This is a genomic window from Saccharicrinis aurantiacus, assembly GCF_947489045.1.
Classification (GTDB): Bacteria; Bacteroidota; Bacteroidia; order Bacteroidales; family Marinilabiliaceae; genus Saccharicrinis; species Saccharicrinis aurantiacus.
Genome location: NZ_CANLCN010000001.1, coordinates 710969 through 732418 on the forward strand (window position 1 = coordinate 710969; position 21450 = coordinate 732418).

Genomic DNA, 21450 nt, shown 5'->3' on the forward strand with positions numbered 1-21450 from the left:
ACTTAAATTTGTTTTATTCAAAGTAGGTTTCAAATTTTTTTAACGATTCTTTGATAATATAGAATGAGGATTTTACGTGTTCTTTGGTATATGGCATTGAACCGGAATCCCATTTCTCCCATTTATACCTTTCTGTTTCAATCATTGAATCCTCAAAGAAAACAGTAACCGCAATTCCATCAGACGTTTCTACTTGTTTGTTGTTTTTTCCAGTACCTCTTCTAGGTTCATAATCTAATATATCCATAACTTCCATTTGAGCAGGATTATTGAAGTTAATAATGGGCCATGGTAGTTTTATGGTAATAATGTTTTCGTTAATAATTACAGCATCTTCTCTAATTGGGTTTTTGCCTTCTCTTAATTTTAATTTGCTGGCATCAAATTCGCTTCCGGCACAATAGTCATCTTCTTGTTTATTTCGCCATAATACTTTATTCCAGCCTAAGCCATCACTTTTTGTAGAATAGAAATGTTGACCTTCAACAGGGTATCCTTCAAGGCCAATACCAAACATGTCATAGGCCTTGGTAACAAATAAATTGCCTCCTTTATTAGTAAGTCTCACACAAAATTCAGCTCTATTATTCACGGGTTCTTTATTAGGTAATATAGACTCACCTTTATTTTTATCGTAGGTATCCAATGCTAACCAAAGAGTATCTGTTGTTGTAAGTTCTGATTTAAGTTCTAGTTGAATGTAGAAGCCTTCAATATCAGAATCTAGCTTAATGTTTTTGATTTTTTCTGATTTGGAATCTTGATCGTAATTTGAATATTCTGCTTCCTCAGGAATATAGGTAATCATTCCAAAATTTTGTTCTGGATTATACAGATTATGCCAATGTAATCGAGTATCTGGATTTACATTTTCCTGATAAATCCAGGTTACCTTAAACCACTCATCTATCCAGGCAAACTGTATTGCGCCTGCGCAATCTGCATCTTTAATGTTATGCATCATTCTTATTGTTTGTGCAGCCTGAGTTTCTTCATTGGCACCCCCTTGATGCATTTCATTTGAACTATATCTAACAACACCCCAACCATTGGGTATACCAAATTCGGCTATCAATAGGGGACGGTTATTGTAATGGTTTTTTAAATCGTTTAAATAGCCTAAGTAACTGTTTGAGCCTTCATAGTCGCTATATTCTTGGTAGTCTGGATCACATGATATAAAATCAGGAAAATACGTGTAAGCATGATAGCTAGCAAAGTAACCTGCTGGGGCATTGTCTTCGTTTATGTGGTTTAGGTCGATTTGTGTGAGATCTTCATCTCCTATTTCGGTGGGATGATCCAAAGGGTCTAAAGTTGGCCAGCTTGAAAAACTGATGGGATGCTGTTGGTTGTACTTTTCTATCTCGTAGTTAACAGCTTTGTCTAAGCGCTCTGTAGCCCATGCCTCGGTAGGACTAGCATTGTTAATACTAAATGATAATCCATTGTAAGAGTTGATATCAGGATTGGCGTCATCTGTTTCGATTACTTCGTGTGGAGAAATTTCTCTTCCAATTATGTAGCCAATAACCCACTCAGAAACATCTGCAGTATAGTTTCCTGATGCCCATCCCCATCTTTCGGGTAAATTGGCATTTCCATGTATTACGTCTATAGCTTCTCTAATTCGTTCATCGAAGTAATCCATTAATGGCATTTTTTCAAATTCGGTACTCTCATTTATATCTCTCACGAACCAAATTTCGCTAGTATAAAAATCGGTAGGCTTTTCATATTCCTCATCAAGCCATGCGCCTGGCATCAAGTATAGTGGAGTTCCTTGATTGGCATCATTAAATTCCTTTAGGGCTTCATAAAAACGAGGGTAATGAATGGTGTAAATTCTAATTGTATTATAGCCTGCGTTGGCCATCATCTTAAACCATTTTGCATATAACTCTTTAGAGGGAGCCATTTCTGCAGGACTAGTTCCTGGGATTGCAGCTCCAAGGTTGATGCCCTTTATATAAAATGGAATGTTCTTATCGCCATTATGCTGTTCTATAAACTTCTGACCGCATTGGAAAGGTAAGAATGTGTCCTTATTAATAATGAAGTTTTGTGTTTCATTGCTTGCCTTTAAATTGCGTATTGTGTGGGTAGGAAATCCTTCACCACTTATTGTTGCTGTAAAAAGGGAGTTGTTATAATCGGTTGTGCTTAAATCATTACTATTTGATTCCTCAATGTAGAAATCGAGTCTATTAGTTACTGCCTGAATTAGCTTTACACTTTTGCTATTATTTGAAGACTTAAAATTGACAAAGTACATTTTGTTTTCAAGAAAGTCTTTTATGTTTGAACAGTTATACGAGAATTGATGTACACCTGCACCAAAATCTTTGTTTATAATTAAGTCAATTTCTCTTCCTGAAATGTCATAGATGGCAAGTCTTAATTTAGATTGACTCTTTAGTGCCACATTAAAATTCATAATTTGAGAGTGCCAGTCAACCACAGCATAGGCATATTTAATGTGCTTCGAAAAAATATCAGAGAGGTCAAGTGCATAGTTTCCATTTTCGTCACTCGTTGTGCTTGAAACCTTATCTGGATTAATATTATTATATATGTCAACTTTTACGTTGGAGCAAGGGGCTCCGCTTGTAAAGCTGATTTGACCATTAAATTTCTGTCCCGTTGCATTAACCGAGAGTAAAATATAGAAAAGGAATAATGCGATTAATGATTTGTTGGTTCTTGTTTTCATAATACGCGTGTTATTAATCTGTATATGAGTGCTACTACTATGGTAATGATAGACTTTATTAAAATTAATTAATTTATATTGAATCCATCATGATCTTTTATGAATTCTCATTATTCTGTTATCAAAAAGCTATATGCGTTAATGCGAGAGTACTAGAGTGGAAATACTATAAAGCCGTTTTATCATTTATGAGCAAAAAGTGAAAAGTATTTGCGCGATATATTAATAAAATAGGAGCGGGGTATTTAAAATGATTCTTTTTGTGAGTTAGGGGTGCGTAATGGGTGTATTTTATCTATAAAAGTGCATTTATTTCACAAACACCCCTGTTTGTATGTTTTAAAATGGCTTATAATATAAAAATATTGCAAACAACCCCCTTGTTTAATAATATGATTTTAAACATCGTTTTTCAGTGATAATATTCATTTCTCAAATTCAAACTTCTTATTTAATTTGAAACATCATTAATACTTAAAAACAACAATAACTTTTTAATGCGTTAAGCTATGATTATAGGAGTTCCTAAAGAGATAAAGCCAGCCGAGAATAGGGTCGGTATGACTCCAGCAGGGGTTTTGGAGATGGTTAAAGCAGGACATACTGTTTATGTGCAATCAACAGCAGGTATAGGTACCGACTTTTTTGATGAGGATTATGAAAAAGCGGGCGCAAAAATTTTACCAACTATCGAAGATGTTTATGGCATTGCAGATATGATTGTGAAGGTAAAAGAACCAATAGAACCAGAATATAAATTGATTAAAGAAAATCAATTATTATTTACATATTTCCATTTTGCTTCGTGTGAGCCATTAACTAGGGCTATGATTGAGCAAAAAGCGGTTTGTTTAAGTTATGAAACGGTTGAAACTCCGGATAGAAAGTTACCTTTGTTGATACCTATGTCGGAAGTAGCAGGAAGAATGGCTACGCAAGAAGGCGCTAAGTATTTAGAGCGTACTTATGGCGGACGTGGGGTGTTGTTAGGCGGAGTTCCAGGAGTACCTCCGGCCAAAGTATTAGTAATCGGTGGTGGAATAGTAGGTACTCAGGCGGCAAAAATGGCTGCAGGATTAGGTGCTGATGTAACTATTATGGATTTAAGCTTAGAGCGATTACGTCAGTTAGATGATATTATGCCTGCTAATGTGAAAACTTTAGTTCCAAACGAAATGCGTATGCGTGAGTTTGTTCAGAATGTTGATTTAATTATTGGTGCAGTATTGATTCCTGGAGCAAAAGCTCCGAAATTGATTACGCGTGATATGTTGCCGACTATGCAACAAGGAACAGTTTTGGTGGATGTGGCAATAGATCAAGGTGGATGTTTTGAAACGTCAAAACCTACCACGCATCAAGATCCAACTTATATGGTTGATGATATTATTCATTATACAGTTGCTAATATGCCAGGTGCAGTTCCGTTTACATCTACCATGGCACTTACAAATGCAACACTTCCTTATGCCATTAAATTAGCAAATAAGGGGTGGGAGCAAGCTTGTAAAGAGGATTCTGCCTTAAGATTAGGATTAAATATTATCAAAGGTGATGTAGTTTATAAGGCTGTATCAGATGCTTTTGATATTCCATATGTACCTCTTGATGAGGTACTGTAATTCAACTTTAAGTTGAATGTTAAATTGTAATAGATTCCATTTTGATATCTAAATTTGAAGTGGATTTATTAATATAGGTTAATTATAGGTTAGAAGCCGGCTTTAGGGGTAAAGCCGGCTTTTTTTGTCTTTTCTTAAGGTTGTTTTAATTGTTAATTAACAATGTTCGAGCTGTTTAATTAATGATTTATATTTTTTATTTTTGCAGCCGTATCCTTCAATTGACTATTTCTATGTAGTATACCAAGCTTATAATTACCTTTAAAATAAAAAATAGACATATTAAAGAATGAAGAACAAAAAGCTTATTATTATTTTGGCTATCGTAGTTATTATGATTCCAATTGCTTACAATTTATTTAGTGATCACACATATCATCTGGAACACGCTACGGAATCGGTAAGAAACCAGGCTCTAGCCGTATTGAAAGATAATGACTGTATGGCATGTCACTCCGTAAATTCGGTTGCTCCACCATATTCAGTACTTCCTATTATTGGAGAAACAATTAAAAAGGATATGGAATTCGGAAAGCGAAGTCTGTTATTAGATGATGTAGTGGCTACGCTAGAGAATGACGGATTGGTTGGAGAAGTTGATTTAGCAAAGATTGAGCATGCGGTTGATGCCAATACAATGCCTCCTAAACCCTATACTGCTATTCACTGGGGTGCTAATATTAAGAAAAATGAGGCTGAAGTTATTAAAAAATGGGTTGCTCATGAGAGAATGAATAACTATAAATCGATGAGCGCTTCTGCTGAATTTGCCTTAGAACCAATTAGACCAATTGAAACGGAGTTTGCTGTAGATGCAAATAAAGTTGCTTTAGGTAATCAATTGTTTCACGATACGCGTTTATCTGCGAATAACACAATTTCATGCGCAACTTGTCATGATTTGGCAAAGGGTGGTACAGACCAATTACCAGTTTCTATCGGTATTCATGATCAAGAAGGGCCTATTAATTCCCCAACTGTTTATAATGCAGTTTATAATTTAGCTCAGTTTTGGGATGGTCGTGCACATGATTTACAAGCTCAGGCTGCCGGACCTCCAATGGATGCCAAAGAAATGGGAAATAACTCGTTTGATGATATTGTAGAGCGTTTAAGTGCTGATAAGGAATTGGTAAAGCAATTTGCTAATTTATATACAGAAGGAATCACTCAAAATTCAATTACTGATGCTATTGCTGAGTTTGAAAAAACTTTAGTAACTCCCAATGCGCCATTTGATAAATATTTAAAAGGTGATAAAGATGCGATTACTGTCCGTCAGGCTGAGGGTTATGATGTATTTAAAAGAGTAGGTTGTGTTAGTTGTCACGTTGGTGAAGCAATAGGAGGACAGTCGTTTGAGCACATGGGTATATTTGATAATGGATTTGCGCTAAGAGGTTCTAGTATTGAAACTGCAGATAAGGGAAGAGCAAAATTCACAGGTGATGAAAAGGATAACTTTAAGCAGAAAACACCAACCTTAAGAAATATTGCTTTAACAGCTCCATATTTTCACGATGCTTCGGCAAATAGCTTGGAAGAAGCTGTTTCTGCAATGGCTAAATATCAAGTAAAAGAAAATGTAACACAAGAGGAAATTACATTGATTACTGAATTCCTAGAGTCCTTAACGGGAGAATATAACGGACAGTCTTTGTAGACTATTAGTTTTACAAGACTAATTCAGTTTATTATAAAAGAATAGCCCCTAGTAAGTCTATTGATTTACTAGGGGCTATTTAGTTTATATCGCTAAGTTATTTGTTTCTTCTCCAGAGTGTTTTTTGTAAAATAATACCCCAGTATACATCTTTAGTATCTGCCATTACACAATATTCTACCCCCAGTTGAATTCCACCTAAAGCTTTTATGTTGTAGTATGCATCAAGCCATAAAGAATTATTAGAATATGTACCTCTTGTAAAATTGGTAGTTGTACCTACTGCAAAATCAAACCTACCGCCATATGAGTAATATAAACCGTTTACAAGAGCTCCATTATTCCAAGTTTCTACATTGTGATTGTACGTTGAGTAGGGTAGGAATAAATGGTTGTTGGCATAAAATTCATATCCATAACCCAGTCCAATTCCGAAATATTCTCCTTCAAACCTGTGGTGTGATAAACGTAAGTTTACGTTGTGACGAGGGTTATTACTCACAGAAGCCCAAAAACTTGCTTCTATATCATCGTAACCAGCAGTATTGAATAGCTGAATTCCTAGGTTGTTGATTATACCGGTAGTTTTTGTTGGAGCATCAAGTTCAAAACGCTCGGTTGGTTCTTGTGCATAAATATTAGTTAAAAAAAGCAGCCCAATTATTATAAGCCCATGTTTCCTCAAGTCCTTAATTCGTATTAAAGGACACTTGCGTGTATTAGTTATGTTGTTCATATGGCAAGTGCTTTACAATAACTTTACCAATAAAACAGGTATTAAAGTAATTTGATACTTTTAAATAAATATTATATCACGTTAACGCTTATGATAAAAATAATGGGTTTTAGTAATTTTTCTCTATCTGTAAATGAGTGAATATTTATGAACTTGAAATCCTTCAAGTTTCATTTACTCTTATATTAAAGTACTAAAGGGGCTCTCAAAAATAAAGATGATGTTAAATATTGAGAAGATTAAGCAATTGAATACTCAATTGTATTAATAGAAGTTAAAGGAATGTATTTGGGTAATTATTGGCATAGGCTTTGATAAATACTATTACGAAGAGCATGAGAGAGTTTTTCATAGATTAGGTTAGGGTTTAGGTTTAGATCGGAATGTCGTTTCGGCATTCCGATTTTTAAAAGAACTCAAACATACAAAACAGACATAAGAAGTTTTTTTTCATAGATTAGGGTTTAGGTTAGAAGAAGGAAAGTTACAATGGTAGCTTTCCTTTTTTTGTATAAATACATTTAGAGAGAATATTTCTCTTAGTTTATGTTTGTACGATTGGAATTTAATTAAGCTCTTGGCGGAGAATCTACAGCTAAAAAAAATGGGCAAAAAAATACCGCAAACTTTTCAGATTGCGGTACCTTTATGAAGAATAACTTATAATCTTCTTTCTTTGATTCTGGCTTTTTTACCAGTTAAATCACGTAGATAGTAAATACGTTTTCTACGTACTTTACCATGACGGTTTACTTCTACATTGTCAATTAAAGGTGAGTTGATTGGAAAAATTCTCTCAACACCAATGTTACCAGAAATTTTACGAACAGTTACCATTTTAGTAGCTCCTGTACCTTTAGTTTGGATAACAACTCCTTTAAAAATTTGGATACGCTCTTTATTTCCCTCTTTAATTTTGTAAGAAATAGAAACTGTGTCCCCTGATCCAAAAGCAGGCCATTCTGCAGTATCAGTTTTAAATGCGCTTTCAGCAACTTTAATTAAATCCATTTTAATAAATCTTAAGCATTTAACAAATACATGCAATATTACGTAAACAACTTGTTTAATAAGAGATTACATGCAGATTATATTAATCGGGCGCAAAATTAATGTTTTTATATTGTAAATGAAATATTTATAGCTGTTTATTTTTTAATAATTTCATTGTCGTTATTCAGTTAAAATAAAGAACCTTGTATCGCTTCATTCTTTACCTCCGTAATTTTATCCAGACTAATGTACCAAATGTAGCCTATTACATTTTTATAGCCCATTTTGTTGAGCTGTTGTATGTAAAACAGTATTTGTTTTGTGTGGGATGCATCTTCTAGTTCACCAAACTTATAATCAATTACGTATGTTTTGTCTTTTGCAATAACTACTCTATCAGGACGAGCGGTACTGTTTTTAGCTAAGATATCAACTTCGTTTTTTATTTCGTTAGCGCCATTAAACCATTCAGATACTTCCGCTTTATTTAAGAGGTTTTCAATTTCTATTGTTAAATTCTGCTTTTCAGTGTGGTTTATTTTTCCTTCAAATACTAACTTATCCAAGGCAAAACTAATGTCTTCTTTGGTTTGGATATATTCAAAAGCGGAGTGCATTATTTTTCCGTAATCAACTTTACTGGTAGTTCCATCGGTGTTGAAATATTGATCGCCATTTCTTTTGATGCTTATTTCACCATCCTCTAATAGGCGATTGTTAAAGGGCTCTAGTTTCTGGGTAGTAATTTCGCTTTCTGTATGGTGTGATGAAGCTTGCATTTTTAGTTCGCCATAATTAAAAGCGATGCTTTCTGTGTCGAAATATTCATTAAGAGCCACTTTTTCATCATCTTCAGTATGCAAAGCGCTTGAGTTATTAATGGTGAAGTAGAGTAAATCAGCAATTGAATTAAGCCCCTTCTTAAATGCTGTGTCTGTAGGCTTATTGCTGAAGGTAATTAGGGATTTACAAGCTCTGGTAAATGCCACATAAAGCATATTAATACTATCAACATATTGATAAAGTAGCTCAGTAAAGTATTCTTGTTTAAACACAGAATCTTGCAATTTTGAGGTGTAATTAAGCGGAAGTAGTTTGATGTTATTGAATGGTTCCGTTTTTGGAGCACACCAAATTGTACCTGACTTTATTTCGGCATCTAAAGGCCAATTACAAAAAGGGAGAAGCACAACCTCAAATTCAAGCCCTTTAGACTTGTGAATCGTCATCACTTTTATGGCATCTTGCTCCTCCGGAATGGCAACAGATTCGGAAATTCCTTTGTCATCCCACCATTCAATAAAGGCACTAATATTCGGATATGCATCTGCAATAAATTGATTGGTACAATTGATAAAAGCCTGTAAAAAGGTTCCTTGCTCAGTTTTAACCGCAGTTGGTAATTGGTTTACTAAATATTCAACTAATTCTAATAGTGGTTTTTGTTTTTGTGTTAAAAGTGTGTCAATCCAGTTATCTTGATCGTCACTATCATTCAAAAATTGTCCAATCTCCTGTTGCAATTCATTACTATCATTAAATAGTAAGTTTTTCAGAAGTATAATTTCTGAACGTATAATTTTATTATCGGTGTTTTGTAAATATTTTACTTGCGCTACAATAAAACGGATGGCACTAGATGATGATAAGAACAACGATTCGTTGGAGATTACAGGGATGGGTTCTCCGTTTGGTGCGTATTCTCCAGAGAGTAAACTCTTGGTAACAATCTCACCTTCTCCTTTTTTACGTACCAAAATACAAATGTCTTTGTAATCAAAACCATTTTCTTTGGCATTAAAAATGGCCTCCGTTAATCGCGGAAGCATCTGCTCAGTGTAATTCTCTTCTTCCTTTTTGGCAATGAAATTTACTTGTACATTTCCGCCACTATCGAGGTTGTTAGCACCAATATGCTGATGAACGCTTGAGTAGGCATTTATGATTTTTTGCTTTAAATCATCGGCATAGGGTTCCTCGGTATTTAGCTTGCTTTCGAATACTGTATTAAAGGCATTTTGAAGAAATATAACGCCGTGTGAAAAAATGGTGTTGTTAAACTTAATTACATTTGCCGCACTTCTGTAATTGTAATCTAGGGTATTTAAGTTGTAATCAAAATCGTGCATTATTTCGCTGTTCAGAAGATTCCAATCGGAATTACGCCAGCGATATATCGACTGCTTTACATCGCCCACAATAAGGCTTTTGTTAGCCGTAGAAAGCGAGTGTTCAATGAGTGGTTTAAAGTTGTTCCATTGTAATTTAGAAGTATCCTGAAATTCATCAATCATATAATTATTGATGTGTGTGCCAATCTTCTCATAAATGAAAGGCGTGTCGTTTTGATCAATGATTTTATTTAAAAAGTTAGAAGCATCAGCAATTAAAAATAAACTCTCGTCTCGGCATATTTGCTTTATCTCTTCAGATATTTGATTAATAATACCCAGTGCAAAATAGTTCTGTTTTATTAAAAGAGCGGTGATGTATTTTTCAAGATCTTGCTCAATAATATTTAGCGCCTGCTTAAGGTTTTTATTGAGAAGCGGATATATTTCTTCTATTTGGCTAGTCGTTTGTGCTGAGTTGTCCTTGCGTCCCCATTTAGTAGGCTCGTCAATTAAGGTGAGCACTCTTTTGTTTTTATCAGGCGTGATATCAGTTAAACTCCTAAGCTTTTCAAAGTACTTACTTGTTCCGGCGCCTTTATAATAGAAATCTTCAAACTCTAGTCCGATTTTCTTTATCGCATCACAGCTCTCATTTCCAATGGTTTTAATTTTATCCTCAAAATCCTTAATAATGGCGTTGATGCTTTTTAGATAATTGGCCAAAGTATCTGAGTCATCGTATAAATTATGAATAGATTGATTGTTGAATTGTACAATCTCGTTAAACAGTTCGGCACCCAATTTATTAAGGTCGGTTTTTAAACTCCAGTGCTTACCTAGGTTCAGTTTTTGCTCGGCAAACAGAATCAGCCATTCTTTGAGTTTTTTATTCTCGGGCAAATCCACCTTCATTAATAGGTGATCAATGGCTTTTTGTAATATTTTATTTGTATTCAGTTCAATTTTAAAGCTGCTATCTAAGCCTGCTTCACGTGCAAAGGATCTTATTATTCGCTGAAAAAAACTATCAATGGTACTTACCGAAAAGTTAGAAAAGTCGTGTAGTAGGTGACTTAAATAAATACGTGCTCTTTTTCTAACATCTGTTTCAGAAAGCTTAAATGTACTACACAAATCATCTACATAATCGTTTGATTTATTACTGGCAATTTGAAATAACTTTTCAAGGATACGATGCTTCATTTCGGCCGTAGCCTTGTTTGTAAAGGTAACTGCTAATGTTTGTCTGTAATTGCTTGGCTCGGCATATAATAGAAAAAGGTACTCTTTGGTTAGGGTGTAAGTTTTTCCCGATCCAGCGGAAGCTTTGTATATTTTTAATTCAGACATGCAGTTAATTTTTTGCTAAAATGAGGATTAATTGGCAATCTTAAAAATATTGAAAGGTTTATCCCGATATCAATATCATGTGATCAGCAATTATTGGGTAAAATACTGCTATTGGAAGATAAAAATGAGCAATTGCATTATTGATAAAGCTTGTTTATTTGTATACAGATTATTAATACATACTAATAGGAGGAGATATGAGAAGAATTTTAGCAAGTTTAGTATTAGCAACATTATTTATGGTGTCATTTGCACAATCGCCTGCAGAAAAGAAGTCGGAGTACTTTATTAAAGCAGCAGTTGAGGAATTTGATTTAGATAAAAAGCAAAAGAAGACCTTAACCAAAGAACGGTCGGAATACGTAACAGAATTGCAAGCCATTTATAAGGCGAAGAAAAACGGCGATTTGAACCAAGAAGAGTTTAAGCCGAAGTTAAATAAGATAAATGCTGCTTTTAAGCAGACGATGTGTGAGATCACAGGTAAAACTAATGCTGAATTAAAACCGTTTTTTACGCGCATGCAAAAAGAGATGAAGGACATAAAGTAAGGATTATTAAACAACTTCAATAATAGTTTTAGAGATCGGGATGGCCGTAACCGCATATTTGTAGTTACGGCTTTTCTGTTTTGATGCCATTACTACTGCAGTATTTGCTCAACTGAAGAACCAATTTGCACTAGGCTTGTTTTAACAACTCAAATAGAATGAAGCATGAGCATATTAATTGTAGGGCATGGTTTAGCGGGTGCCACACTAGCGTATCAGTTGTATAAAAAGGGGGTTGACTTTACCATTGTTAGTGGCAATAAGCCAACGGCAAGTAGGGTAGCGGCAGGAATGATTAATCCGATTGTATTTCGCCGGCTGAACAAAAGTTGGGCAGTGGAGGAGTGTTTGCCTTTTATGCATACCTTTTATAAGGAGCTGGAGCGCGATTTGCAAAGCGAATTCTATTACAATGTAGCCATATCGAAGTTGCTTAGTCAGGAGGAATTTGATTTTTGGACGAATAAGATTAGTGAGGATAATACGCTTACATCTTATTTGGCTGATCCGAGTGATGCAATAAGTGAGAGAGGCTTAAAACCTTTTTATGGTTCGGGTATAGTAAATAAAGGCGGTTACGTTGATTTAAATGTAATGTTGGATGCCTTGCAACAAAAATGGAAAGCTTTAGATTGTTTTATAGAGGCTACTATTAATTACGATGATTTTGTAGCAAGCGAGAATAGTTGCACCTGGAAAGGGAAAGAATATACAAAGGTGGTTTTTTGCGAGGGCGTGGGAGTTACGGATAATCCGTTTTTCGATTTAGAGATGATGAAGCCTGTAAAAGGAGAGTTGTTGACTATTTATTCTGAAGAATTGCCTCAAGATAAAATACTAAACAAAAACATGTTTGTGCTCCCTGTGGGTAATCATTATTTTAAAGTTGGCGCCACTTATAATTGGCAAGATTTAAGTGAACGAAACACAAATGAAGCCTTGGAAGAACTCAAGCTGAAGCTGGAGAAGATTATTGATGTTCCTTACAAAGTGGTAAATCAGCATGCAGGAGTGCGCCCTACGGTAAAAGACCGCAGACCCATTTTAGGATATAATAATAACTTTAGATCAGTAGCCATTTTCAATGGATTAGGAGCTAAAGGGGTTATGCTCGCTCCTTATTTTTCTGCCCTTATGGTGGATAGCATTCTGAATTCAGCTGATATACCAATTGAAGTTAATGTGAAGCGATTTGAAAGATGAGGTGCTGTACCTTTCAATTATAATACAATGGCTATGCGCATATAAACTTGCCAATTATTATTAATAACACCACTTTTGGTACTTGCATTGTTGTTTATTGTGTACTCGATATTGGCATTGTTTAATGGTTCATTAGCTGTTGTTTTAAAAAATCCATTTGCTTCTTTAAAGTATAGTGTTTCTTCTGTTTTGTTGGGTGAAAAATATCCTCCACCAACAGTGAAGTAAAGTATGTTTGTTACTTGAAATAGTCCACTAATATTGGCTTGGTATCCATTTTGTTTTAAACCCGTGTAAGCTTTTACATCATTTGAATTAAAGGATTTGCCTCCGAACTTAAAATCCTCCACTATTTTACTTTTACCTGTATATTGACCATAGTTGAGCCAGCTATATCCTAGCTGAGTATCAATAAAAATATTTTTGCCTATTGTTTTAACAGGTAGCCTATAATTGTAGCACAGGCTATAGTTGTTTACAAGTTTATTTTTATCACTGCCAAAGTTGGAAACATCATCGTAGGTAATTCCATGGTGTTTTGTTAGTTTAAGAAGAATAGATGAGGCGTATAGTACGCTGCCAGCAGAGTTGTTAATTTGATTTTCAAATTGCAAATTATTGTAGCTTAACTGATGTAAGCCTTTTTGTTTTTGGTAAGCTGCGTAACTAATTCCTAACGAAACTTCAAAGCGTTGCAATACACTTACTACTATACTAGTAAATGTTGGTTTAGGAGCAGGGGCATTAAAAACAGAACTTGTTTGTAGAGTATCTAGTTTTATCACATCAGCCAGTGTTGCGTAATTTTTCCAGTCGCTATTTGCATAGTTTGTTGCTTCAACGCTCGGAATGTATGAAATGGGTATTTGTTGATCGTATTTGATTTTTTTAGCAAGGTTTATTTGTACTGAACTCACCACTGCATCGGCAAATGTGGTGTAAATAGAGTCATTATTTCTCTTTACAGATTCTTCATGGTGTATTGATTGAAAATAAGCAACGGAATCCTTTATGGTATAGTTAATGGTAGATTCGATACCTAGGCACTTGTAACCAGGTCTTTGAGTATAGCGTTTCTTTTCTCGATAATTGGTAGAATGTGTCTCAATTTTTATGTAAGCCAATGTTTGTGCATCAATATAAAAGCGACCGTAGTTCTTTTTGATTCTATTGGGTTTAGGCGTAAATGCTATAATGTATACATCTCTACCATTGTATTTATCAATGCCAATTAGCTCGTAGTTGTAACTATTGTGCGGCTTTAAAAAGTCAGTGCGTGCTTTTACATCATCTGACGAATGCGTTAAATGGATGCCCCCATAATAAACCAGATTAAATTCTTTAGCTCTTTTAGTATTGTTGTACTTACGTGATTGATGCACCTCAATGGTGCCATCCTGATTATTTTTATACGATGATTTATAGGCAGTGCCCAATATTTCGGTTAATCGCAAATAATTGGCATTGCTATCCTTTAATCCTTCGCGATAGAAAATTTCATAGGAGCTAGGTTCTGATGGGTAATTATCGGGTATCTTTTTATAAGCCTTGCGTAAAAACCTACGCAATGTACTATCGGGCATTACCACAACTTCGCCAATATTGGTAAGGGATGCTTGTAAGGTAATGTTTGGCTGCTTTATGAGCTGCTCTTGCTCAATTTCTAAGGTTTCGTAACCAATGCAGCTAAAACATAGGGTATAAGTTTTTTTGCTAGGGATATTAATTTTATAATCGCCATTACTATCTGATACCGTTCCGTTATAGGTTCCTTTTAGGCTCACATTAACAAAGGGAATGGCTTCTTTGGTTTCCTTGTTTGAGATACGACCTTCAATGGTTTGGGCAGATAAACAAAAGGGTAGGAGGAGAAAGAGAAGTGTGGTTAGTTTATTGGATTGCATTTTTAAGATAAATGGTTGTGTTAAGTAATTAATGTGAGGGAATTGGTTTGTAAAGTTAAAGACTACTTATTGTTTCTAATAAATATTCACCTAGGTTCCATACGTAATCAATTCCAAGATTGGACAGTATATGTATTACTATTGATGCCCATAAACCAATTTTCATTCTAGCGAAACTGTATATTAAAGCGCCTAGAAACTGACTTGAAGAGAATATTAGAGCCATAATGAAAACGAAAACTGAATTTATTTCGAACTCTATGGCGTGAAGTAATGAGAATAGAATCGCACTTGTAAAGAAAATATATTTAAAATTTTTAGTCCAAAAAGATTTTAGTAGATCATTAAACTTATGTTTTCTAAAAGCAAAATAGAATAACGTTGAAAGAATTAAAGGAATAACTATGGCGGAGACCTTTGCAAGGACATGTTCTATTTCTAAAAAGTTTCGTAAAATTGTTAGAGTAAAAGTTAGTATTAAGCACAGGAATAATGGAGGGATAAAGGTGCTATACTTTAAAGGTGCTCTGAATATTATTTCTTCTGCAACTGCTAATATGATAATTTGAGATAGGAGATAATTTGATTCGTTAGAGTTTTGTAAATGACCGAATATAGCTTCGCTTAATCCTGTTTTTTCAAAGCTAATTGCGATTAGATATTTGATTGAAATATTAATAAATAGCAAAAATAGAATCCATTTAATAACAAGCAATGGTTTTGTGTATTTTGATATATAATGATGAGGCGATACTATGTAATTGGTCAATTCTTTGATCATGAGTTTCTATTTTTAAAGGATATTTGAGTATTACTTTAGCTATTATAAAAGGGTAGGAGTAGAAAGAGAAGTGTAGTTAGTTTATTGAATTGCATTTTAAGATAAATATTTGTGTTAAGTTATTAATGTGAGAACTTATAAATAGTTTTTAATATGATCTGTTATTTCAGTAAACGACGCGTTGATATCATCCTCAATTAAATGGAAATTATTTTTCTGATATGAATTTGAAATGACACTATTATTGAGGTAGAATATCTTGTCGCATGTATTGGTAAGTTGCGATGTAATGTGAGATGATATAATTATGGTGTCGTATTGTTTCTTTAATAGAAACATTAGTTCTGAACAAATGTGTTGCGCTTCAATATCTAATCCGTTAAAGGGTTCGTCTAAGAGTAATATATCAGCGCTAGATAGATAGAAGCTAAGTAAAGCAAGCTTTTGTTTCATGCCTGTAGAATAATTGGCCGCATATTTTTTTAGTGGCAACTTTAAAAAGGAATTTAAGTGCTCTAATTTGGTGTAATCTACCTTTTGTTTTTTTGCGCCACATATAAACTCAATATACTCAATGCCCCTAATGCGCGGGTAGAAATACAAGTTAGAGGGCAAATAAGAAATGGATGAAGATCTATTTATTATTCCCTCATATTTTTCGGTGCCAAAAATGCAGTTAAACAAAGTGGATTTGCCAGCTCCATTTTTTCCAATTAGGCCGTTAATGCCCTTGCTAAAGCTGTGCGAAAAGTTATCGAATACAGCGTAGTTATTGTACTTTTTCGATAGTTTATTAATCTCTACCATTGGTATCTACTTTTAAGTGCGTTGTATGTGTAAAAGCTTAGTGCAGTTAATACAATGAGCTGAAATATTAAAATATAAGGCAGTTTGAAACTTATGAAAATGCAGCTTACACTAACTAAATGTGTAATAATTGTAAGTAGTTTATTGGAGGCAAACAGTGTTGATGTAATGCTATTTATATTGATGGAGAGTAATCCTGATAAGGAAATGATTATATAAAAACTGAGGGTATTACTAAGGATAAAAGGCACAATGCATGCAATACTAATTATACCAAATGTTGTACTTAAATCTTTCAGCCTTTTTAATAGTATGTTTTTGGGTGAACCAAACATTTTGATGTGCCAACTATTATCCGCTTCGCTAGGTAGCAGGCATACAAATAAAAGGAATACTTGGTATATGTAAACCTGAATATGATGCTCGCTATTGAAAAATACTGAGAAATGTAATAGTGCCATTAAACTTGCCATTACTACAGAATTCTTTCTAACATTTGATTTAATAATAAGGTTAAGTTGGCTTATTTTTTTTAAGGGAAAATTTAAGACGGAAGTTTTATCAATATGTGGTGCTGTTAAAAATAGCACACTTAACAATGCTATATAGACTGCTAAATGCATTAGTTTTCCCTCAATTAATAAACGTACAATTATGGGGGTGCTTAATAAAATACAATCTATGCCAATGATGATACTCCCGTATTTAGATTGTAAAGCTAAAAAGGGCTTGTCTTTTCGAGAGCTTAAAACAAGGGCTACTAATAAGAAGTTTAACAGAACAGCAATAATTACATTTTCTGTGGCGAATAATACACTTACACCCACGCAAGCAATCAATAAGGTAATAAGCGTATACCTTATTCCTAAATCAATTATAAATCGAATAAGTAAATTGAAGTATAGTTTGTAGGTGTGTTTTATAAAAGTGAGCATTTTATTAGAGTAGTTATGTTGTTGTGGCTGTTTATTGCATACTCAGTTCTGTATAAAGTTTATTGGCATCGCTAACAATTTCTTTATCAAGTTTAAGTATCTCAGCAAGTTTAATGGCATTTTTAGGCAGTAAATTTCCCTTTTGTATTTTGTAATCGAAAAAGTAATTGTTGCTATCGTACTTCATCTCAAAATAGTAATTCTCAAAATCATTCAGCAAATTAACCAATTCAATATCGTGGGTTGAGGCAAATGTGTTTGCAGCCGTTTTGCTTAAGTGTTTTAATACACTGCATCCCATGGCAACCTGTTCGTTACGGTTGGTGCCTTTAAAAATTTCATCTATAATAACTAAGCCAGGTTTCTTTTTACAACTAGCAATGATGTGTTTTATTCTATTTAGTTCGCTTGAGTAATAGCTTTCTCCCTCAGCTAAACTATCCGAAATGCTAATGTATGAATAAACAGGTACTTTAGGTACAATAGCGTGCGTGGCAAAGCAAAGGTTTAACTTTTGTGCTAGGTAGATATTAATCGCCAATTGTTTCAAGAAAATGGTTTTGCCACTCATGTTAGCCCCTGTAATCAATACTCTACCATCCTCAGAATAAATAGAGTTGGTAACGCAGTTTTCTATTAAGGGATGATAGGCATCTTTTAAATCAATTTTGCTTTTATCAGTAAATTGTGGTTTACATGTATTGTAACATTCCTCAATAGAGGAAAGGGATAGAAGCATATCTATGTAGCCTATGTAATTGTATTGATCTAACAATAACTTGTTGTTGTCTTGTATTTTGTTGATGCAATACCAATACGAATAGAACTCGATATTTGTAATTAGTTTAAGCGTTTCAATTATGGTTCCTGTAATGGGTTCTTTGCCCGTAGAATTATTTAAATCTTGAAAGAATAGTGCTATTGAAATACTTAAATTGGGTGCGCTATCAGATTTAATACCTTTTAGATCTGATTTTATTTGATGGATATGTTTGGCTATTTTAATAAACTTTCGAAGTGCCGAGAGGCCAAACATATGATATAATAGTTCCCTTTTGCTCCAAATATATATGATAGTGTTGCAGCAAAGTGCAGCGGGGATGCTTAAAATTATTAGGTTATTCTGGAGTATGCCTACAAATCCAATAGCATATAATAATATTGGTACTATAGCCAATATTTTTATCCATTTGGGGAGTTCGAGTTTGGCGTGTAATAAATCAATTACATGTGAATCTCTATAGGTATTGGCTTTCTGTAATAAGTTATCAAGTTTTGGCGTTCTCAGATTTTCAATCTTACGCTGATCTTCCTCAATCATACCTGTATCAATAAAGTAATTGGTAGTAAGCAGGTAATTGTATAAGAACTGAGCGCCGTAAGCCGATTGTGTTTTATTTACTTTGGCGAATATTTCTTCAATATTTAAATCGTTATTTATATCAGTTTCAAAGTTGCTGAGAGGTTTTGAATAATTGAAAAGTTTGGCTTGAATGTTTGAGTTGGACATGAATATTTTGCCTGAGGTTAGTATTAGAATTTAATATGTAATAGTTTGTTTTACCAATGCTTCAATTAAGTATTCTTTTTTATTTATGGTATAAATCCTGGATTTTATAAAATAGAAAGCATAGCCGACCATAGTCATAATGCATAGTTAACCAAGTTGGACCTCCGTAGCTATTATCTGCATATGTTTTATTCAGAGCTCTTTAATGATTCAATCATAAATTTAATTTCCTCCTCACACATAAAACCTGTTGCTTCAATTAAGTATCCCTTTTTATTGATTGTCTTATAAGTCATGGACATGAAACAATCTTTATTATGCTTTGATGCTGTCGTATTTGTAATATTCATTTCGGAGTTTAAGCGATCTTGGATATCAGAGTTTAGTACGACTAGTTTTTGCAATAATTCTTTTTTTGTATCGTCATCTAAATTATACTTACCCTTCTGTTCGGTACTAGATTTCATACTTTCTCGAATATCGGACATTTCACTTAAGCTTATTTTTAAAAAAGATTTTTTATTTTGATTTGCTATGATAAGAGGAGTATTTGCTTTATCCTCAATAACCTTCCAGTTGGAAACAATACTCATGGACAGTCCCATAGTTTTGTGAGTATGGAAATTGAAATCAAACTTAACGGAATCAATACTTGCAGTATTTAGTGGATTGTTTTTTTTGCAATAGCTATTTATTGAGAATCCTATTCCAATAATTAGTAAACAAATAAGTCTTGAATTTTTCATTTAACTATAGGTTTTAAATTTATTAATCAATTTTCTATTGCACCACTCTTCCTCTTATGAGATTATTTATTTGATAATATCAATATCATATGGGAAATCAAACTTAGGTTCTTCCTTTACTTCGCAGCACTGAAAGCTTATTAAAGAAAATACTATTGCTGTAACTAATAGAAATAGTATTTTCCTTTTCCGTTTTTTCTTCATCTATTTAAAAATCAGGTTTAGTATCAATGTTAAAGTAATAAGCCAGTTTTTGTTGGCTATACTACTTTTATTTTGTTTGCTCAAACTGGTGCTTATAACTATTGGAAAAATAGAAAGCATATAATTAATTGTATCAGAGCGATAAGGGCGAGAATTATTGAGGCTATTTTCATATTAGAGTATTTAATGTTTTTAAAAATTAATTGTTTTTGGTATTACTGCTTAAATCCTGGATTTTATAAAATAAAATGGCATTGAATAAGATAAAAAGCATTGCCGACCCAAAGCCATAATGCATAGTTAACCAAGTTGAAGCTCCGTAGCTATGCGCCATTAAGGTAAAAAGCAGAAAAACGCGTGCTATCTTCAGGGGTAAATATCGCCCCAGTAATGCTATCGCGATAATCCATAATCCGCACAGTATAAATATACCTGAGGTATGATAATTCATCATAAAATTACCGATAGGGTTTGCCTCGTTAGCTTTATTTAAATTACCATCCCAATATTCACTTGGTTGATGAACAATGGTAATTACAGAATCAAAAATACTTGCCCATAGGGCTGGGATTGCGAGTACTAGCTTTTTATGTATTTGCATTGGTTTATTTTCATCTTCGGGCACTGTTGTAACCTTCCATAAATCCATTAATAAAATCTGTTCTATTGTATATTAGATACGCGATTATGAAAATTGTTACAATAATTATTGTTTTATTTTCTTTTGTAAATTGTATTAGCTTGTTCATTAGTAATTGCTTTTATGTAGTTATATAGAAATAATGAGGGGTGATTAAAACACCCCTCATAGCCAATTAAGCCTCAACTTTAGTTTTGCGCCTGCTCATTACCGTAGTATTATTGGTATCAATAATTTTATCAACGGTTAAAGCCAAATTACCGTATACGGCTTTGTTTGATTTGGCCATGGCACCTATATAAAACACCACATCGTTATTAATAATATGGCATACTTCTTTTTTAATGCTAGTAGCACTTTCTTTCTCATCAAATTTCGATCGCTCTTCTTTATATTTTAACTCGGCCGTGCTGAAGTTGCTTTGTGCAGTGCCTAGCGCGGTAAAGGCTTCGCCAACTCCTGGTAAGGTATTTATGTGAACCAGCATTTCTGGTCGTGCCATATCTGCGCTTAACGATTCAGATAAAGAGCTTTGTACGGCATAACTTTCGTTAATCATTTTAATACCATACTTATCGTATACTTTTTTTACGGCAGTAGCTGCTGTGGCGTATGTTTGGTTTGGGTTGCGCACATAGCCTATTAAAAGGTAATGTGCCGATTTAACCAATTCGTCGCGCACAGTATCTAAAGCATCTAGCTCCGATTCAACCTTATCTTGCCTAATGGCATTTGATAATGCCTTACTTTTTGTTTTAAGATGATCAAAAACAGATGTAATGTAAGTATCGGCACTTAAATCTTCCTTATTATAGGCTTCAATAATAAGTTTGCATGTGGCATCAACTTCAGTTACTCTGCTATGACTTTTTAATTTGCTAATCATCATAATTGTTTTAAGGTTATTAATTATAAGTTATTTGATTGTAATTTATTAATAGGGGTAAATTTCAATTTTGCTTGTTTAAGTTTTGTTGA

At 33.8% G+C, this 21450-nt stretch carries 15 protein-coding genes; 4 read left to right on the plus strand and 11 right to left on the minus strand.

Annotated elements, in window-relative coordinates; all coding sequences use genetic code 11:
- Nucleotides 1-13: 13 nt before the first annotated feature.
- The gene (locus tag QMO11_RS02585) at nucleotides 14-2713 is read right to left on the minus strand and encodes a hypothetical protein (protein WP_282035898.1); all 2700 of its coding nucleotides are present in this window, start codon (nucleotides 2711-2713) and stop codon (nucleotides 14-16) included.
- A 509-nt stretch (nucleotides 2714-3222) separates the two neighbouring features.
- Here QMO11_RS02585 and ald point away from each other — a divergent pair.
- Nucleotides 3223-4335, plus strand: coding sequence for an alanine dehydrogenase (gene ald, locus QMO11_RS02590; protein ID WP_068473524.1), 1113 nt, complete (start codon nucleotides 3223-3225; stop codon nucleotides 4333-4335).
- A 289-nt stretch (nucleotides 4336-4624) separates the two neighbouring features.
- On the plus strand, nucleotides 4625-5998 hold the full coding sequence (locus QMO11_RS02595; RefSeq protein ID WP_282035899.1) for a cytochrome c peroxidase: 1374 nt from the start codon (nucleotides 4625-4627) through the stop codon (nucleotides 5996-5998).
- A 97-nt stretch (nucleotides 5999-6095) separates the two neighbouring features.
- Here QMO11_RS02595 and QMO11_RS02600 read toward each other — a convergent pair whose 3' ends face one another.
- The 3 genes from QMO11_RS02600 to QMO11_RS02610 all read right to left on the minus strand — a co-directional run bounded on the left by QMO11_RS02600 (nucleotide 6096) and on the right by QMO11_RS02610 (nucleotide 11191).
- Nucleotides 6096-6734 carry a hypothetical protein gene (locus tag QMO11_RS02600; protein ID WP_282035900.1) on the minus strand — a complete coding sequence of 213 codons (639 nt, stop codon included), beginning with the start codon at nucleotides 6732-6734 and terminating at the stop codon, nucleotides 6096-6098.
- 660 nt (nucleotides 6735-7394) lie between these two features.
- Nucleotides 7395-7745: a 50S ribosomal protein L19 gene (gene rplS / locus QMO11_RS02605; RefSeq protein WP_068473160.1), complete on the minus strand. Its 351-nt coding sequence runs from the start codon at nucleotides 7743-7745 to the stop codon at nucleotides 7395-7397.
- 170 nt (nucleotides 7746-7915) lie between these two features.
- On the minus strand, nucleotides 7916-11191 hold the full coding sequence (locus tag QMO11_RS02610) for a UvrD-helicase domain-containing protein (RefSeq protein WP_282035901.1): 3276 nt from the start codon (nucleotides 11189-11191) through the stop codon (nucleotides 7916-7918).
- Between the two features lie 197 nt (nucleotides 11192-11388).
- On the opposite strand from QMO11_RS02610, the gene QMO11_RS02615 reads away from it, so the two are divergent.
- A complete protein-coding gene (locus tag QMO11_RS02615) occupies nucleotides 11389-11742 on the plus strand; it encodes a hypothetical protein (protein WP_282035902.1) in 354 nt (117 codons plus the stop codon).
- Between the two features lie 165 nt (nucleotides 11743-11907).
- Nucleotides 11908-12945: an NAD(P)/FAD-dependent oxidoreductase gene (locus QMO11_RS02620; protein WP_282035903.1), complete on the plus strand. Its 1038-nt coding sequence runs from the start codon at nucleotides 11908-11910 to the stop codon at nucleotides 12943-12945.
- A gap of 17 nt (nucleotides 12946-12962) precedes the next feature.
- Here the strand turns inward: QMO11_RS02620 and QMO11_RS02625 are convergent, their stop codons facing one another.
- The 7 genes from QMO11_RS02625 to QMO11_RS02655 all read right to left on the minus strand — a co-directional run bounded on the left by QMO11_RS02625 (nucleotide 12963) and on the right by QMO11_RS02655 (nucleotide 21358).
- Nucleotides 12963-14849 (minus strand): carboxypeptidase-like regulatory domain-containing protein, encoded by a 1887-nt coding sequence (locus tag QMO11_RS02625; RefSeq protein ID WP_282035904.1) that lies wholly within the window; start codon nucleotides 14847-14849, stop codon nucleotides 12963-12965.
- Nucleotides 14850-15765: 916 nt separating this feature from the next.
- Nucleotides 15766-16437, minus strand: coding sequence for an ATP-binding cassette domain-containing protein (locus QMO11_RS02630; RefSeq protein ID WP_282035905.1), 672 nt, complete (start codon nucleotides 16435-16437; stop codon nucleotides 15766-15768).
- The gene (locus QMO11_RS02635) at nucleotides 16431-17372 is read right to left on the minus strand and encodes a hypothetical protein (protein ID WP_282035906.1); all 942 of its coding nucleotides are present in this window, start codon (nucleotides 17370-17372) and stop codon (nucleotides 16431-16433) included. The genes QMO11_RS02630 and QMO11_RS02635 overlap by 7 nt, the downstream gene beginning before the upstream one ends.
- Nucleotides 17373-17403: 31 nt before the next feature.
- Nucleotides 17404-18882: a MutS-related protein gene (locus QMO11_RS02640; protein ID WP_282035907.1), complete on the minus strand. Its 1479-nt coding sequence runs from the start codon at nucleotides 18880-18882 to the stop codon at nucleotides 17404-17406.
- 188 nt (nucleotides 18883-19070) lie between these two features.
- A complete protein-coding gene (locus tag QMO11_RS02645) occupies nucleotides 19071-19628 on the minus strand; it encodes a hypothetical protein (RefSeq protein ID WP_282035908.1) in 558 nt (185 codons plus the stop codon).
- Between the two features lie 403 nt (nucleotides 19629-20031).
- Nucleotides 20032-20481, minus strand: a complete 450-nt coding sequence (locus QMO11_RS02650) for a hypothetical protein (protein WP_282035909.1) — start codon at nucleotides 20479-20481, stop codon at nucleotides 20032-20034.
- 166 nt (nucleotides 20482-20647) lie between these two features.
- On the minus strand, nucleotides 20648-21358 hold the full coding sequence (locus QMO11_RS02655; protein ID WP_282035910.1) for a DUF6261 family protein: 711 nt from the start codon (nucleotides 21356-21358) through the stop codon (nucleotides 20648-20650).
- Nucleotides 21359-21450: the final 92 nt, after the last annotated feature.

Excerpts from the sequence above, each read along its gene's own strand:
- QMO11_RS02585 (WP_282035898.1), bottom strand. The coding sequence starts at position 2,713 with ATGAAAACAAGAACCAACAAATCATTAATCGCATTATTCCTTTTCTAT.
- ald (WP_068473524.1), top strand. The coding sequence starts at position 3,223 with ATGATTATAGGAGTTCCTAAAGAGATAAAGCCAGCCGAGAATAGGGTC.
- QMO11_RS02595 (WP_282035899.1), top strand. The coding sequence starts at position 4,625 with ATGAAGAACAAAAAGCTTATTATTATTTTGGCTATCGTAGTTATTATG.
- QMO11_RS02600 (WP_282035900.1), bottom strand. The coding sequence starts at position 6,734 with ATGAACAACATAACTAATACACGCAAGTGTCCTTTAATACGAATTAAG.
- rplS (WP_068473160.1), bottom strand. The coding sequence starts at position 7,745 with ATGGATTTAATTAAAGTTGCTGAAAGCGCATTTAAAACTGATACTGCA.
- QMO11_RS02610 (WP_282035901.1), bottom strand. The coding sequence starts at position 11,191 with ATGTCTGAATTAAAAATATACAAAGCTTCCGCTGGATCGGGAAAAACT.
- QMO11_RS02615 (WP_282035902.1), top strand. The coding sequence starts at position 11,389 with ATGAGAAGAATTTTAGCAAGTTTAGTATTAGCAACATTATTTATGGTG.
- QMO11_RS02620 (WP_282035903.1), top strand. The coding sequence starts at position 11,908 with ATGAGCATATTAATTGTAGGGCATGGTTTAGCGGGTGCCACACTAGCG.
- QMO11_RS02625 (WP_282035904.1), bottom strand. The coding sequence starts at position 14,849 with ATGCAATCCAATAAACTAACCACACTTCTCTTTCTCCTCCTACCCTTT.
- QMO11_RS02630 (WP_282035905.1), bottom strand. The coding sequence starts at position 16,437 with ATGGTAGAGATTAATAAACTATCGAAAAAGTACAATAACTACGCTGTA.
- QMO11_RS02635 (WP_282035906.1), bottom strand. The coding sequence starts at position 17,372 with ATGCTCACTTTTATAAAACACACCTACAAACTATACTTCAATTTACTT.
- QMO11_RS02640 (WP_282035907.1), bottom strand. The coding sequence starts at position 18,882 with ATGTCCAACTCAAACATTCAAGCCAAACTTTTCAATTATTCAAAACCT.
- QMO11_RS02645 (WP_282035908.1), bottom strand. The coding sequence starts at position 19,628 with ATGAAAAATTCAAGACTTATTTGTTTACTAATTATTGGAATAGGATTC.
- QMO11_RS02650 (WP_282035909.1), bottom strand. The coding sequence starts at position 20,481 with ATGGATTTATGGAAGGTTACAACAGTGCCCGAAGATGAAAATAAACCA.
- QMO11_RS02655 (WP_282035910.1), bottom strand. The coding sequence starts at position 21,358 with ATGATTAGCAAATTAAAAAGTCATAGCAGAGTAACTGAAGTTGATGCC.